Origin of the sequence: Enterobacter cloacae complex sp. 2024EL-00227 (assembly GCF_043945315.1) — a bacterium.
GTDB classification, from domain to species: Bacteria; Pseudomonadota; Gammaproteobacteria; order Enterobacterales; family Enterobacteriaceae; genus Enterobacter; species Enterobacter roggenkampii.
Window position 1 is genome coordinate 115012 of the sequence record NZ_JBIMQP010000010.1, and the last position, 15216, is coordinate 130227.

Sequence of the window (15216 nt, forward strand, 5' to 3'; positions counted from 1 at the left end):
CGCCAATTTATATCGTTTGTCAGCCCACGCCGCTTTTTCGTCCAATACCCCCAGATGACATAAGGGTGAGGTGAGATATGGGATCTCAGGTCTGGGTTGTGGCAACGCTGCTGGTCAGCATTGTGTTGATTGTTTTAACCATCGTTAAGCTGAAGTTTCACCCGTTCCTCGCGCTGCTGCTGGCGAGCTTTTTCGTCGGCGCAATGATGGGAATGAGCCCGCTGGATATGGTAAACGCCATTGAGAGCGGGATTGGCGGCACGCTGGGCTTCCTGGCGGCCGTGATTGGTCTTGGGACCATTCTCGGCAAGATGATGGAGGTTTCCGGCGCGGCAGAGCGCATCGGGATTACGTTGCAGCGCTGCCGCTGGCTGTCAGCAGACGTTATTATGGTGCTGGTGGGCCTGATCTGCGGCATTACGTTGTTCGTGGAAGTGGGCGTGGTCCTGCTGATCCCGCTGGCGTTTTCCATCGCCAAAAAGACCCACACGTCGCTGCTCAAGCTGGCCATTCCGCTTTGTACCGCGCTGATGGCGGTGCACTGCGTGGTGCCGCCGCATCCGGCCGCGCTGTTTGTGACCAATAAATTAGGGGCGGACGTTGGGACGGTAATCGTCTACGGCCTGCTGGTGGGCCTAATGGCCTCTCTGGTCGGCGGCCCGCTGTTCCTGAAGCTGCTCGACAATCGTCTGCCGTTTAAACCGGTTCCGGCGGAATTTTCAGACCTGAAGGTGCGGGAGGAGCATACCCTGCCGTCGCTGGGCGCCACGCTGTTTACGGTGCTGTTGCCGATTGCCCTGATGCTGGTGAAGACCATCGCCGAACTGAATATGTCAAAAGACGGCACGCTGTATACGCTGCTGGAGTTTATCGGCAACCCGATCACCGCGATGTTTATCGCCGTGTTTGTCGCCTACTACCTGCTGGGGATCCGCCAGCACATGGGCATGGGCGCGATGCTGACCCATACGGAGCACGGCTTTGGCTCTATCGCCAACATTTTGCTGATTATCGGCGCGGGCGGCGCGTTCAACGCCATCCTGAAAACCAGCGGACTGGCGGACTCGCTGGCGCATATTCTCTCGAACCTGCACATGCACCCTATCCTGCTCGCCTGGCTGGTGGCGCTGGTGCTGCATGCCGCCGTTGGCTCCGCGACGGTCGCGATGATGGGCGCCACGGCCATCGTCGCGCCGATGCTACCGCTCTACCCGAACGTCAGCCCGGAGATCATCACCATTGCCATCGGTTCCGGCGCCATTGGCTGCACGATCGTGACCGATTCCCTCTTCTGGCTGGTGAAGCAATACTGCGGCGCGACCCTGAATGAGACCTTCAAATACTATACGACGGCGACGTTTATCGCCTCGGTGCTTGCACTTGGCGGCACATTCCTGCTTTCTTTCATTATCTGAGCGCGAAGAGACGTATTATGGAAAACGCAACTATCACCACTTTAACCGCACAGTTTCCTCTGGTTGAGGATCTGATTGCCCTGAAAGAAACCACCTGGCTTAACCCGAACACCACCACGCTTGAAGAAGGGCTGCCCTATGTCGGGCTGACCAAAGCCGACGTGGACGATGCGCATGCGCGCCTCAAACGCTTCGCGCCATATCTGGCGAAAGCCTTCCCGGAGACGGCCGCAACGGGCGGGATTATTGAATCCGACCTGGTCGCCATCCCGGCAATGCGGGCGCGGCTGGAGAAAGAATCTGGCAAATCCATTCCCGGCACGCTGCTGCTGAAAAAAGACAGCCATTTGCCAATCTCCGGCTCGATTAAAGCGCGCGGCGGTATCTATGAGGTGCTGACCCACGCGGAAAAACTGGCGCTGGACGCCGGGTTGCTGAGCGTTGAAGACGACTACAGCATCCTGCTGGAGCCGCGCTTTAAGGACTTCTTCAGCCAGTACAGCATTGCGGTAGGCTCAACCGGCAACCTGGGGATGTCCATCGGCATCATGAGCGCCCGCATCGGCTTTAAGGTGACGGTACATATGTCCGCCGACGCCCGCGAGTGGAAAAAAGCCAAACTGCGCAGCCACGGCGTCATCGTCGTGGAATATGAACAGGATTACGGCGTGGCGGTGGAGCAGGGACGCAAAGCGGCGGAAAGCGATCCGAACTGCTTCTTCATTGACGATGAAAACTCCCGCACCCTGTTCCTGGGCTACGCGGTGGCGGGCGAGCGCCTGAAAGCACAGTTTGCCGCTCAGGGCCGCGTGGTGGATGCCGATCATCCGCTGTACGTCTACCTGCCGTGCGGCGTCGGCGGCGGCCCTGGCGGCGTGGCGTTTGGCCTGAAGCTGGCCTTTGGCGATAACGTTCACTGCTTCTTCGCAGAGCCCACGCACTCCCCGTGCATGCTGCTGGGCGTTTACACCGGCCTGCACGATGAGATCGCGGTGCAGGACCTGGGCATTGATAACGTGACGGCGGCGGACGGGCTGGCGGTAGGACGCGCCTCCGGCTTCGTGGGCCGCGCGATGGAGCGCCTGCTCGACGGGTTCTATACGCTTTCCGATCAGAGCATGTACGACATGCTCGGCTGGCTGGCGCAGGAGGAAGGCATTCGGCTGGAACCGTCCGCGCTGGCGGGCATGGCCGGACCGCTGCGCGTGCCTTCAGATGCCAGCGTTACCCACCTGGTGTGGGCGACCGGCGGCGGCATGGTGCCGGAAGACGAGATGGCGAAGTATCTGGCTAAAGGGCAGTAATTCTGCCGGGTGGCGGCTGCGCCTTACCCGGCCTACGGTTCGCGGCAGTTGTAGGCCCGGTAAGGCGTAGCCGCCACCGGGCTTTAAAAGCTCACAATTTGCTGAATGTGAGTCACTGCGAAGAGTAAAGACAGCGACAGCACGGCCAGGGCGATGAGGAACTTATCCCGCACCGCCTTCGGCTGCACAAAGTCGTCCTGCGCTACGTCCATCAGGTTACGGCTGCGGGTATAGCGCCATAAAACGATTGCCACCAGCGCCAGCACAACAAGCGAGATCCAGAACGGCACCCCGGTGCGGTGCCAGTTGTGCTTAATCGCCAGGGCAATCAGCGCGCCATATCCCAGCAGCGTGCGCAGCCACGCCAGTGACGTCCGCTCCGGCTGCAGGCCGGGGTCCGCTTCGCGTCGCGCTTTGCGGCTATCCGCCATAGAACACCAGCCCCATCACCACGCCCGCCACCGCCAGCAAAATCGCGCTGATGATGAGTAACCCACGCGTATAGGGCAGATCCTGCTTCAGACGCATCGCCTTCTCATTGCGCAGCCAGCGCAGGTAGCCGTAAATCGCCAGCACGCCCGCGAAGAGGCACAGCAGCAGCGCCAGCACCTCGCGAATCAACGGCGTGGCGAAATCAGGCGCGAGCTGGTCGAGCCCCACCCCGGCGGCAAGGAATCCCAGCGCGGTGCGGATCCACGCTAAATACGTGCGTTCATTAGCCAGCGAGAAGCGGTAGTCCGGCGCTTCGCCGAGGCGGGAAATTTTCATGAAGGTTCCTTGTCGAGCTACGGGCAGGCTTCAGCATAGCGTAAATCGACAAGGACAAGGAGACCGGCATCGGGCGATGCCGGTCAGGACGATCAGTGCAGCGCTGGCCAGTACTCTTTGTTGGCCTCGATCAGGTCATCCAGAATCGCTTTCGCGACGGACGCGCTCGGCACGGTTTTCGACAGGGTAATCGCCTGCCAGAGTTTCTGGTACGAGCGCTGCTCCCAGGCATCCACCACCAGTTTTTCCACCGCCACCTGCTGGCTCATCAGCCCTTTCTGGAAGTGTGGAATATCGCCCACCGTGAGCGGCTCCGGTCCCTTATGGCCCACCAGGCACGGGATCTCCACCATCGCGTCGGCGTCAAAATTATGGATAGCCCCGTTGTTAGGCACAATCAGCAGCATGCGTTCCTGGGTATTAAAGGCAATCGCGGTCGCCAGATCGACGATGTACGATGCGTGTTCGTCGATTTCCAGTTCACCGGCAGAAGAATGACCTGCTTCGATAATCGCCCGGCATGAACTGAACACGTGCTTCTCACGGTGATCCATCACTTCATTGGCGCGGGTACGCTCCGGGTTGGAATGCGCGACCACGTAGTCCGGGAACAGGTAATACTTCAGATAGGTGTTCGGCATGGTGTCCGGATCCAGCGCCTGCACGTCTTTGGCTTTGGCGAAGGTATCGTTCCAGCTCGCCTCGGTGTGCGCATCGTCTGACGGCGGTACATAGCCGTGTTTCGCCACGTATTCGCGCAGTTTCGGCATCAGATCGTTGCCGTTGAGATCTTCAATCGACGTCCACCAGCCGAAGTGGTTCAGGCCATAGTAGCGCACGCGCATCTCTTTGCGGTCCTTCAGGCCGACAATCTGCGCCATGCGCCCTTCAATACCGATCGGCATATCGCAGATGTTGAGAATTTTGGCGTTCGGACGCAGGCGGCGCGTGGCCTCCGCAACAATCGCCGCCGGGTTGGAGTAGTTCAGCATCCACGCGTTCGGAGAGTACTGCTCCATGTAATCCACCAGCTCCAGCACGCCGCCGATAGAGCGCATGCCGTAGGCGATCCCGCCCGGGCCGCAGGTTTCCTGGCCCAGCACGCCGTGGCGCAGCGGGATTTTTTCATCTTTTTCGCGCATTGGATATTTGCCCACGCGGATATGCGCCATCACGAAATCCACATCGCTAAACGCCGCTTTCGGATCGGTGGTGTAGCTGAATTCAATTTCCGGCGCCTGCTCCTTAAGGATGATTTTGCACGCTTCGGCGATGGTCTCCTGACGCGCGCCGTCGTTGTCATAGAACTTCAGGGCGCGCAGCGGGAAACGGTCACGGTTGGCTAACAGCATCAGGACGATACCAGGCGTAAAGGTGCTGCCGCCGCCTGCAATGACAACTGAGAATTTTTTCATGATATAGCCTCTGTCAGGGTGGTTTGTTCATTCGTTAAGGGGGTTTTCATCAGCGATTCCAGCTGGTCGCGCACCTGAGGAACGTGCAGGCCGACAATCACCTGAATGCCGTTGCCGCGTCGCACCACGCCGTGGGCGCCGAGGGCTTTGAAGACGTCATCGCTTTGTGTTTTCGCCATATCGACCAGGGCGATGCGCAGGCGGGTGGCGCAGTTGTTGATGCTTTCGATGTTGGCCGCGCCGCCCAGCGCCTGCAGGAACCCGGCTGCCTGCCCGACCTGCTGGCTGGCCGCGGCCGGAGCGGTGGTTTGCCCGCGCGCCGCCTTATAGTCGGCCTTGCTGTAGAGCTTGATTTCGCTCTCTTCCCGGCCCGGGGTTTTCAGGTTCAGACGCGCAATCAGCGTTTTGAAGACCACGAAGTAAACTCCGGTAAAGCAGACGCCAATGCCGATCTGGGTGAACACCGTCGCGGCGTGGTTGTGGAACATCGGGATCCAGTTTTGCGGCAGGAACTGGTCCAGCAGGCCGCCGCCCATGTTCCCGACCACGCCGAAGGTGTACATCACCGTTGCCATGGTGGCCGCCAGCACGGCGTGAACGGCAAACAGCAGCGGCGAGATAAACAGGAAGGTAAATTCGAGCGGTTCGGTAATACCCACCAGCACCGCGGTAAGCGTGGCCGGGACCAGCAGCCCCGCGACCTTGACGCGGTTTTCCGGCGACGCGGTGTACCAGATCGCCAGCGCAATCCCGACCGAGCCAAACACTTTGGAGTTGCCGTGCAGCGCGAACCCGCCTTCCGGGAAAAGGGTTTTCAGCGGCAGGGTGCTCTGGCTGAACTCCTGCAGGTGCTGCGCCCAGTAGACCTGAATCCCGCCTTCCACCGCCGCCGGGCCAAAGATGAACGGACCGTAGACGAAGTGGTGCAATCCGGTTGGGATCAGAATGCGTTCCAGGAAGGTATACACCCATACGCCCAGCGCACCGGCAGAGCGCAGGAACGCCTGCAGGGACTCGATGCCCATCTGCACTTTCGGCCAGCCCAGCAGCGTCAGCCAGGCGCAGGGGATCATGACGAAGAACGCGAGGATAACGACAAACGAGCTGCCCTGGAAAATCCCCAGAAACACCGGCAGCGGCTTGTCAAAATAGCGGTTGTGGATGGCGGTAACGATGCCTGAAATCACGATGGCGCCGATGATGCTGGTATCGAGCGTTTTAATCCCGGCAATCATCGCCAGCCCGCTTCCCGCCGTCGGTTCGGCGGAGAAGTCGACGCCGAAGAAGTGGCCCCAGGTCATCCCCATCGCGTTGATGAAGTAATTCCAGGTCAGGAAGCTAATCAGCACCGCCAGACAGGCGCGGCCCTGGGCCTGCTTCGCCAGGCCAATCGGCAGGCCGACGGCAAAAATCAGCGGCATATTGCGGAACACCGCCCAGCCGCCCTCTTCAATGATGTGAACAATCTGCGCGAAAAGATGATCGGGGGCCGTTAAGGCTTCGCCGACAAACAGCGGGTTGCGAAGCATGATGGCGATTCCCACCACGATCCCGGCGAACGGAAACAGCAACACCGGGGTAAACATGGCACCGCCAAAACGTTGTATTTGACTGAGCATTTTTAAATCCTCATGAAACAACCTGTAGGGGTAGAGGCCTTTATGGTTTTTTGCTGGCCTGAGGTGAGCATAAGAACTTACTGATGCGCGAACATGGCGTGCCGCTGCGATTCGTGATCGCATTCATGGTTTTATTTTGACCAATCAGGTCTACTTTTTACGGTAAATATGGACATGTCAGGACGCCATCCACGCCCTGATAAGGGCAGAGAGGTCTACTGGTGATCTACAAATCCATTGCTGACAGATTGCGGCTGCGGCTGAATTCATCGGACTACAACATCGGCAGTCCGCTGCCGGGCGAGAAAGCGCTGGCGCAGGAGTTTGGCGTGGCGCGAATGACCATCCGCAAGGCGCTGGATCTGCTGGTGAGCTGGGGGCTGGTTGAACGGCGGCACGGCAGCGGCACGTTTGTGGCGCGCAAAGACGTTCACCACGAAACCACCAACCTGACCGGGCTGGTGGAAGTGTTGCGTCAGCAGGGAAAAGAGGTGCAGAGCAAGGTGCTGCAGTTTGAAGTGATGCCCGCCCCGCCCGCCATCGCCAGCCAGCTGCGAATTCAGGTGGATGAGCGGATCTACTTTTCCCGGCGGGTGCGCTACGTGGACGGAAAACCGCTGATGCTGGAGGACAGCTTTATGCCGGTGAAGCTGTTTCGCAATCTGTCGCTGGCGCATCTTGAAGGGTCAAAGTTTGATTACATCGAGAAGGAGTGCGGGATCACCATCAGCGGCAACTACGAGAGCCTGACGCCGGTGCTGGCCGATAAGCAGCTGGCGGGTTATATGAATCTGCCGGAACAGACGCCGCTGCTGCGTATCACCTCCCTTTCCTACAGCGACAGCGGCGAGTTCCTCAACTATTCCGTGATGTTCCGAAATACCAGTGATTACCAGGTGGACTACCATCTGCGGCGCATCCACCCGGAAGATTTACTAGCTCATCCCCCAGAACAGCACCGCCAGTAGCTGCGGGGTGATGATGCGCAGGAACATCACCAGCGGGTAGACGGTGGCATAGGAGAGCGCGGCCGCGCCGCTGGTGGTGTGCAGGTTATTGGCAAAGGCCAGCGCGGGCGGATCGGTCATGGAGCCCGCCAGCATGCCGCACAGCGTCAGGTAGTTCATTTTGGCGAACATCCGCGCCAGTATGCCCACCGTCAGCAGCGGGATCGCCGTGATAAAGATGCCGTAGCCGACCCAGCTCATCCCTTCGCCCTTGATCAGGGTGTCGACGAAATCCCCGCCGGACTTCAGCCCGACCACTGCGAGGAACAGCACGATGCCCAGCTCGCGCAGCGCCAGGTTAGCGCTTGGCGGCATAAACCAGTAGAGCTTACCGATGCAGCCGATACGCCCGAGGATCAGCGCCATAATCAGCGGCCCGCCCGCCAGGCCCAGCTTGAGCGCCACCGGGAAGCCCGGCACGTACAGCGGGATGGAGCCGAGCAGCACGCCGAGCCCGATACCGATGAACACCGGTAGCATCTGCACCTGCTGCAGTTTCTGCTGGGCGTTACCCACCATATCCGCGACGGCGTCGATGGAAGACGGGCGCCCAACCAGGTTGAGGATATCCCCGAACTGCAGGCTGGCCTCCGGGCTGGCGACCAGCTCGACACCCGCACGGTTAAGGCGGGAGATCACGACGTCATAACGCTCTTTTACCTGCAGATCGCGTATTTTTTTGCCAAGGACGTGCTCGTTGGTCACCACAACGCGTTCAACGCGCATATCGGTGCCGCGCGTTGAGAGCGAGGTATCCACTTCCTGACCAATCACCAGACGGGCATTGTTCAAATCGCCAGGCTGGCCCACCAGGTGCAGCAGATCGCCTTGCTGAATAATGGTGCCGGGGGCAGGCACCATCAGCATATCGTCGCGCTTGAGGCGCGAGCAGATAATATTGGCGCTGTTCAGGATCGGCACGTCCTGAATCGCCATATTGTTCAGGTTGGGGTTATCGACCCGAATGTTGATGGTTTTGATCGGCATATGGCCGTTGGTGAGCGTGGTTTCGTGGTCCTTCGCCTCTTTATCGACGTTAATGCGAAACAGGACGCGGACCAGCCACATGGAGAGCAGAATGCCGCAAATACCAAACGGATAGGCCATGGCGTAGCTCATCCCCATCTGGTCAACGATGCCGGGTTCGATGCCCAAATCTCGCAGGATTTGCTGCCCCGCGCCGAGCGCAGGCGTGTTGGTGACCGCCCCGGAGAAAATGCCCAGCACCACGGGCAGCGGGATAGCAAAGATTTTATGCAGAATGGCGGTGACCAGCCCGCCCATCACCACAATGCCGAGAGCAAACAGGTTGAGCCGTAAGCCGGAGACACGAAGAGAGGCGAAAAAACCCGGCCCCACCTGAATCCCGATGGTATAGACGAACAGGATCAGGCCGAACTCCTGGGTAAAGTGGAGCATTTCGGCGCTCAGCACCAGCCCGAGCTGGTCGGCAAAGTGGCCAACAAAAATGCCGCCAAACAGCACCCCGCCTATCCCAAACCCGACGCCGCGGATTTTGATATTCCCTATCCACAGGCCAACAACAGCGACCAGGGCCAACACGCTGACGGTTAACGCGATATCACTCATGATCCACTTCCTTGGCATAACCTTAGTTATGCTAAGGATTCTCTCAGAGCCGTGGGCGGTTGTATGGGCGATGGCGCACAAAAAAGCCCTGCCGGGGCAGGGCCTTGTGCGGTCTGTGAGCGGTGTCGGGTGGCGGCTGCGCCTTACCCGACCTACAGGTTCGGCGGGCTTGTTAACTATTCAACGCCGGCCGGTCGCTAATGGCGATACGCTGCGGCGCGATGGCTTCCGGTACGTTACGGGTCAGGTCAATATGCAGCAGCCCGTTGGTAAACGTTGCGCCGGAGACGTCCATATGGTCTGCCAGGGTAAAGCTCAGGCTAAACGGCTGATTAACGAGCCCTTGATGTAGCCATTTGGTCTCGGTCTCTTGTTTCTCCGGCGTACCTTTCACGGTCAAACGCGTGCCTTCGAGCTGAATATCCAGATCCTCCTGACGGAAGCCAGCCAGCGCCAGGGTGATGCGATAGTGGTTATCGTCGCTTTTTTCGATGTTGTACGGCGGAAACGTCTGTTGCTCGGCGGTGTTTTGCAGGGCATTAGCCAGTTTGTCAAAACCAATCCACTGACGAAGTAAGGGGGATAAATCGTAGTTACGCATACTAAATCTCCTTCTGAGAAGCGAGTTCGGCACAGTTTAATGTTGTGCGCAGTTGTTCCTGCAAATCCTGATGGATTCGCATATGCTCCCGTTACGGCAAGCAAGTCTGGGTGGGCCGCTCGCGCGACCCGCATAATTAGTTAATTTCGATACGACGCGGTTTTTTCTCTTCCGGAATCACACGTTCCAGTTCGATAAACAGCAGGCCGTTGACCAGGTTCGCGCCTTTCACGTGAATGTTCTCGGCTAACTGGAACTTGCGTTCAAAGTTGCGCTCAGCGATGCCCTGGTAAAGGTAGGTACGTTCTTTCTGCTCGGCCGTATGGGAACCTTTCACCACCAGCAGGTTGTCCTGCGCGGTGATCTCCAGTTCGTTTTCTGCAAAACCGGCGACGGCAATGGCGATGCGGTAGTGGTTTTCGTCAACCAGCTCAACATTGTATGGAGGGTAGCCGTTGCTCTGGCTTTGGTTATTTTCTAAATGGTTAAACAGGCGGTCAAAACCAATTGCAGAACGGTATAGCGGAGAAAGATCGAAGTTACGCATAAATAAAACTCCTGAAATCAGCGAGAAAAGTAAGCCTTCCACCATGGACAGGCCTTGACGCCCCCCGAACACCCATCAGGCGAGTTCGTTATCGGGTCGTATTCTTAAAATGGGTCTGCAACCGGGCTTTTCAAGCATGACAACTGCACTTTTTTTTGCACTTTCCTGCATCTCGCATAGACTGGGACAACAGCACAAAGGGTTAAATTGCGATGGCTGCCACAGTGCGGGGTTATCGGGCTATCCATTTTGGATAAGGCTCGCTATAACCCTGAGTTGCAGGTCTATGCAGTGCCATTAACGATGACTGAGTGATGATGAAAAATGTTCTGATAAAGCTGACGACGTTCAGCGGGGTAGTTTTACTTTGCGGGTGTTCGAGCGTGATGTCTCACACCGGCGGTAAAGAAGGAACATATCCGGGGACGCGCGCCAGCGCGGCGATGATCTCCGATGACGATACAAACTGGGGCACCAAATCCCTGGTTATCCTGGATATGCCGTTTACGGCTGTGGCGGACACGCTTCTGCTGCCGTGGGATTTATTCCGTAAGGACGACTCCGTGCGCTCACGGGTAGAGAAAAGCGAGCAGGAAAATCTGGCGACAAACGCCGTCATTCCGCCCGCAGAGATGCCGCCGCGCTAGTTCTGCGCGGTTTCCGCTAACCAGAGCTGACGGAAACCGTCCGTCTCTTCCATCCACGCAATAAAGCGCCCGTCCGGGGAAAATACGACGGCATCCGCAGACGGCGGATTGCCGTGATCGGACGTCAAAAACGTCACCTGTCCGGTCTGCGCGTCACAGCAGGCGATCCGGTTTTCGAGCACAAACCCCAGCCGATCACCCGCCGGATGCCAGTTAAACGCAGACTGAATATCGCTCCCGTTACGCGTCAGCTGGCGCGGCTCGCCGCCTTCAGGTGAGATCAGCCACAGCTGCACAATGCCGTTATCGTCGCGCATCAGAAACGCGACCTGTGTCCCCTCCGGGTTGCTGCGAACCCAGTGACGCGGCACGTTCACCAGGCCCGGATAGGCCCTTTGATGCGTAAAGGTCAAACGACGCTGCTTCACCCCAGCAGGCGGGGCTGGCAGGGTCTCTGCGGTGCCCTGAAGCGGCGCATCGCCCGCGCGTTTCCAGCTCTGTTCATCTTCTGGTAGGTTAACAATAAACAGTTCAGGCACTTTCTCGCCCGTTGCAGACAGGGTATCGCCGATAAACGCCAGTCTGTCGTTGCCCACCCAGCCCTCTTCGTAGGCGCGGTTAATTTCGTCGCTGCCCGGCTGCGGGTTGGGCGTCGTGCGGCTGACCAGCACGCTCCAGTAAGTCCCCGGGTATTCACGAGGATGGTTTCCCGGCGGATTCACCGGGCCATAAGGCGCTGCCACGCCGACGTTGCGTAAATCAAGCTTCGCATCGCGCACGTGCAGCACGTGGTCGTTATAGGTAAAGCTGACAAGCTGGCCGTTCGGGCTAAAGACATGGACGTGGCTGCCGCCGCGCAGCGCGCCCGGGGTGAACGGTGAAGTGATATCCATTGCGTCCAGATTGCTCACCTGCCCGTGATGCGCAATTACCCCCTGGCGATGATGAAAATCGTAGTGCCAGTCCGCATCCGGGTTTTTCGGGCCGTGGATAAAAACGTATTTCTCCTGCGCGGGATGAACGGTCACCACGCCAACGTGCGCACCGTCAGTAGCGCGATAAATCACCTCGACCTCGCCCGTAACAACATTAACCCGCTCGATGGTTTCACCGGTGAACGATGCACCTGACGGGCGCACGTCATAGACCAGCCACTGGCTGTCCGGCGTCCAGGTATTGATGTTAGTAAGCTGGTGGTTGCGGGAAGCGAAGGTGATTTGTTTCATGAGGATACCCTGATGCGCAGTTATCGCATCAGGGTATCGCAAGCGGGTGTTTAGTTCAGCACAAACTTCTCAATGGCGTAAGCCACGCCGTCTTCGAGGTTGGATTTGGTGACAAAATTAGCCACTTCTTTCACCGACGGAATAGCGTTATCCATCGCTACGCCCATGCCCGCGAATTCAATCATCGCGATGTCGTTTTCCTGATCGCCCAGCGCCATGATTTCGTCCGGCTTGATGCCCAGCGCGTCGGCCAGCGATTTCACGCCAGTGCCTTTATTGACGCGTTTATCGAGGATTTCAAGGAAGTACGGCGCACTTTTCAGCACGGTGTATTTCTCTTTCACTTCGGCCGGAATGCGCGCAATCGCTTTATCCAGGATCTCCGGCTCGTCGATCATCATCACTTTCAGGAACTGGGTGGCCGGATCCATCTTCTCGGCTTCACAGAACACCAGCGGAATGGTCGCCACGTAGGATTCATGTACCGTGTAGTAGCTGATATCACGGTTGGCGGTGTAAAGCGTATTGCGATCGAGAGCGTGGAAGTGGGAACCCACCTCACGGGACAGTTTTTCCAGGAACCGGTAGTCATCGTAGCTTAGCGCGGTTTGCGCAACCGTACTGCCATCCGCGGCTTTCTGCACCAGCGCGCCGTTATAGGTAATGCAGTAGTCGCCGGGCTGATTCATGTGCAGCTCTTTCAGGTAGCTGTGCACGCCCGCATACGGACGCCCCGTGGTGAGGACCACATTCACGCCCTTTGCGCGTGCCGCGGCGATCGCGTTCTTAACGGCTGGAGAGATAGTGTGGTCTGGCAGCAACAGCGTGCCGTCCATATCGATTGCAATAAGTTTGATAGCCATGAGTTCCCCGGGATAAATGAGTGCTGCCTCATGCTAACGCGATTAAGCACACAAAAATAGAGCTACCTTGCGCAACAAAAGCCCCCTTTTACGCCTATCCCGAGGAACAAAGACCTACTCGCGGGTGAGAACGATTTTACCAAACGCACCGCGATCCAGATGCTCAAGAGCCTGTTTAAGCTCGTTAAAACGGTAGCGATGCTCAATCACGGGTTTCAACCCGGTGACATCCACGGCGCGGACGAAATCTTCCAGCGCCCGGCGGTGCCCCACGCCGATCCCCTGAATGACGGGAGATTTCAGCAACAGTTCACCAGCCGAGAGCGAAATGTCAGACCCGGCCAGCACGCCAATGACCGAGATACGTCCATGAACGGCAACGGCGCGCAGGGAGTGCTTCAGGTTCTCGCCCCCCACGGTTTCAATAATATGGTCGATGCCGCGATCCTGAGTCAGCGCCAGCGCCTCTTCAGCCCAGTCACCTTTCAGGCGGTTGATGCCCTGGCTGGCCCCCAGCTTTTTGGCCAGCGCCAGCTTTTCATCGCTCCCGGACGTAACAATGACCTCTGCGCCGTGCGCTTTTGCGATTTGCAGGGCGAAAATCGCCACGCCGCCCGTTCCTTGTACCAGCACCGATTGCCCGGCGCGCAGCTGACCGCGTTCCACCAGTGCGAACCAGGCGGTAAGCCCCGCGCAGGGTAAGGTGCTGGCCTCTGCGTCATCCAGGGTTTCCGGCGATGCCGCCAGCGCGTCTTCTTTCACAATCACGTACTCGGCCAGCATTCCCTGGAAGTATCCGCCGGACGTTCTATAGGGCAAATTGCGCGCGTCCGCCTGCGGTTTACCGTCGAACCACTCCGGGAAGAAGGTTGAGATAACGCGCGCGCCGGGCTGGAAACGCGTGACGCCTTCACCAACGCTGTCGACGACGCCCGCCATGTCAGACGCCGGGGTAAACGGGAAGGAAAGCGGAATCGGCATCGTGCCTTCTATCACCATTTTGTCGCGATAGTTGAGCGCGACGGCATTCACCCTTACGCGCACTTCACCCGGACCGGGCTGTGGAATGGGCTCCTGAATAAGCGTGAGGTTCTCGCGCCCGAGGGCGCTCATCGTCCAGCGTTGCATTGTCTCTGTCATTTTTTTCTCCGGCCATCAAGTAAGCGTTAGTACTGACAGTCTACCGTTGACGCATGGTCGCCAGTGGCGATAAGTTTTCTCTATATTGACGCCAAAAAAGATACAATTCATGACCGACACGCTGAAGGATATCCCTGTTTTTGTCGCTGCCGTAGAGGCGGGAAGCTTTGCACAGGCCGCCATTCGTCTGCATTTGTCACGCTCGGCGGTAGGAAAAAGCATCGCTCGTCTCGAGGAGCGACTGGGGGTACGGCTGTTTCAGCGCACCACCCGCAGCCAGAGCCTGACCGATAACGGCGCCCTTTTTTATGAACGGTGCCTGCGTGCGCTGGAGGAAATTCGGGGCGCAGAGTCGCTGCTTGAAACGGGGAAACAGCAGGTCAGCGGCCGCCTGCGCGTTGCCATGCCGGTACTGTTTGGCCGCCAGTGCGTCGCGCCGCTGCTGATTGAACTGGCGCAGGAACACCCCGGGCTTGAGCTTGAGATGTCGTTCAGCGACCGCGTGGTGGATCTGGTGGAGGAAGGGTTTGATATGGCGGTGCGTAACGGCACGCTGCAGGACAGCAGCATGCTGGTCGCCAGAAAGCTAGGGGAACACCGCATGGTGCTGTGCGCTGCGCCGGATTATCTGCAGAACAAAGGCCAGCCGCAAAGCGTGGCTGACTTACCCCATCATACGGCCATTAACTATCTGCGCGCAGGCAGAGTGTTACCCTGGCAACTGATGGATAACGAAGGGACCTCGCACACCTTTACTTCCCGTTCATCGCTCAATATGGATGATTTGCAGGCCATCTGCGACGCGGCGCTGGCCGGGCACGGGATTGCCTGGCTCCCCTGCTGGATGGCCATTAAAGAAATTCATCAGGGAAAGCTCGTCCCGCTCCTGAAACAGGCGCCCGATGTCCATTTTGACGTTCATGCCGTCTGGCAGCAGACGCCGCACCTGCCGCTGAGGGTGAGGATTGCCGTCGATACGCTCGCCAGTCGCTTACCGTCAGTGCTGTCGCAGGATATGCCTGCGCCCATAAAAAAGCCGCGCTAAACGCGCGGCCAGTTATCGTGCGGTATCAC

General features: G+C 58.4%; 15 protein-coding genes and 1 other annotated feature. Of the genes, 5 read left to right on the top strand and 10 right to left on the bottom strand.

All coding sequences use genetic code 11. From position 1 onward, the window contains the following. The first annotated feature begins 77 nt into the window (after positions 1–77). Together dsdX and dsdA are read left to right on the top strand one after the other, a co-directional pair. Positions 78–1415, top strand: coding sequence for a D-serine transporter DsdX (gene dsdX, locus ACHH0Z_RS17770; protein WP_045406869.1), 1338 nt, complete (start codon positions 78–80; stop codon positions 1413–1415). A gap of 17 nt (positions 1416–1432) precedes the next feature. Then, positions 1433–2719: a D-serine ammonia-lyase gene (gene dsdA, locus ACHH0Z_RS17775; RefSeq protein WP_045406867.1), complete on the top strand. Its 1287-nt coding sequence runs from the start codon at positions 1433–1435 to the stop codon at positions 2717–2719. Positions 2720–2802: 83 nt separating this feature from the next. Here the strand turns inward: dsdA and ACHH0Z_RS17780 are convergent, their stop codons facing one another. The 4 genes from ACHH0Z_RS17780 to ACHH0Z_RS17795 form a co-directional block, all read right to left on the bottom strand. Then, a complete protein-coding gene (locus ACHH0Z_RS17780; protein WP_021242685.1) occupies positions 2803–3150 on the bottom strand; it encodes a DUF202 domain-containing protein in 348 nt (115 codons plus the stop codon). Further along, positions 3140–3487, bottom strand: a complete 348-nt coding sequence (locus ACHH0Z_RS17785; RefSeq protein ID WP_008500156.1) for a YidH family protein — start codon at positions 3485–3487, stop codon at positions 3140–3142. The genes ACHH0Z_RS17780 and ACHH0Z_RS17785 overlap by 11 nt, the downstream gene beginning before the upstream one ends. Positions 3488–3579: 92 nt before the next feature. Beyond that, positions 3580–4902, bottom strand: coding sequence for a 6-phospho-alpha-glucosidase (locus ACHH0Z_RS17790; protein ID WP_045406865.1), 1323 nt, complete (start codon positions 4900–4902; stop codon positions 3580–3582). Further along, on the bottom strand, positions 4899–6521 hold the full coding sequence (locus tag ACHH0Z_RS17795) for an alpha-glucoside-specific PTS transporter subunit IIBC (RefSeq protein WP_008500158.1): 1623 nt from the start codon (positions 6519–6521) through the stop codon (positions 4899–4901). Before ACHH0Z_RS17795 ends, ACHH0Z_RS17790 begins: the two co-directional genes overlap by 4 nt. Before the next feature lie 221 nt (positions 6522–6742). Here ACHH0Z_RS17795 and ACHH0Z_RS17800 point away from each other — a divergent pair, with 221 nt between their 5' ends. After that, positions 6743–7489, top strand: a complete 747-nt coding sequence (locus ACHH0Z_RS17800; RefSeq protein WP_032654308.1) for a GntR family transcriptional regulator — start codon at positions 6743–6745, stop codon at positions 7487–7489. Here the strand turns inward: ACHH0Z_RS17800 and ACHH0Z_RS17805 are convergent. The 3 genes from ACHH0Z_RS17805 to ibpA form a co-directional block, all read right to left on the bottom strand. Further along, entirely contained in the window at positions 7457–9118 is a 1662-nt protein-coding gene (locus ACHH0Z_RS17805) for a putative transporter (protein ID WP_023293696.1), read from the bottom strand. The genes ACHH0Z_RS17800 and ACHH0Z_RS17805 overlap by 33 nt on opposite strands. A 172-nt stretch (positions 9119–9290) precedes the next feature. Next, positions 9291–9719 carry a small heat shock chaperone IbpB gene (gene ibpB, locus ACHH0Z_RS17810; protein ID WP_008500161.1) on the bottom strand — a complete coding sequence of 143 codons (429 nt, stop codon included), beginning with the start codon at positions 9717–9719 and terminating at the stop codon, positions 9291–9293. Between the two features lie 136 nt (positions 9720–9855). Further along, entirely contained in the window at positions 9856–10266 is a 411-nt protein-coding gene (gene ibpA / locus ACHH0Z_RS17815; protein ID WP_008500162.1) for a small heat shock chaperone IbpA, read from the bottom strand. Next, positions 10260–10331, bottom strand: a sequence feature (ROSE (Repression Of Heat Shock gene Expression) occurs in the 5'-region of heat shock genes and acts as an RNA thermometer to modulate expression.). It overlaps the preceding gene by 7 nt. A gap of 249 nt (positions 10332–10580) precedes the next feature. On the opposite strand from ibpA, the gene ACHH0Z_RS17820 reads away from it, so the two are divergent. Next, positions 10581–10913, top strand: a complete 333-nt coding sequence (locus ACHH0Z_RS17820; RefSeq protein WP_021242679.1) for a YceK/YidQ family lipoprotein — start codon at positions 10581–10583, stop codon at positions 10911–10913. Here ACHH0Z_RS17820 and ACHH0Z_RS17825 read toward each other — a convergent pair. From ACHH0Z_RS17825 to ACHH0Z_RS17835, 3 genes are all read right to left on the bottom strand, one after another. Beyond that, positions 10910–12139: a DUF3748 domain-containing protein gene (locus tag ACHH0Z_RS17825; RefSeq protein ID WP_023326374.1), complete on the bottom strand. Its 1230-nt coding sequence runs from the start codon at positions 12137–12139 to the stop codon at positions 10910–10912. The two genes, ACHH0Z_RS17820 and ACHH0Z_RS17825, sit on opposite strands and share 4 nt — an antisense overlap. Before the next feature lie 50 nt (positions 12140–12189). Further along, positions 12190–13002, bottom strand: coding sequence for a sugar-phosphatase (yidA, locus tag ACHH0Z_RS17830; protein ID WP_008500165.1), 813 nt, complete (start codon positions 13000–13002; stop codon positions 12190–12192). Positions 13003–13116: 114 nt separating this feature from the next. Then, on the bottom strand, positions 13117–14142 hold the full coding sequence (locus tag ACHH0Z_RS17835) for an NAD(P)-dependent alcohol dehydrogenase (RefSeq protein ID WP_045406862.1): 1026 nt from the start codon (positions 14140–14142) through the stop codon (positions 13117–13119). 109 nt (positions 14143–14251) lie between these two features. Between ACHH0Z_RS17835 and ACHH0Z_RS17840 the strand changes: the two genes are divergently transcribed. After that, positions 14252–15187, top strand: a complete 936-nt coding sequence (locus ACHH0Z_RS17840; protein ID WP_045406857.1) for a LysR family transcriptional regulator — start codon at positions 14252–14254, stop codon at positions 15185–15187. Positions 15188–15216 lie beyond the last annotated feature (29 nt).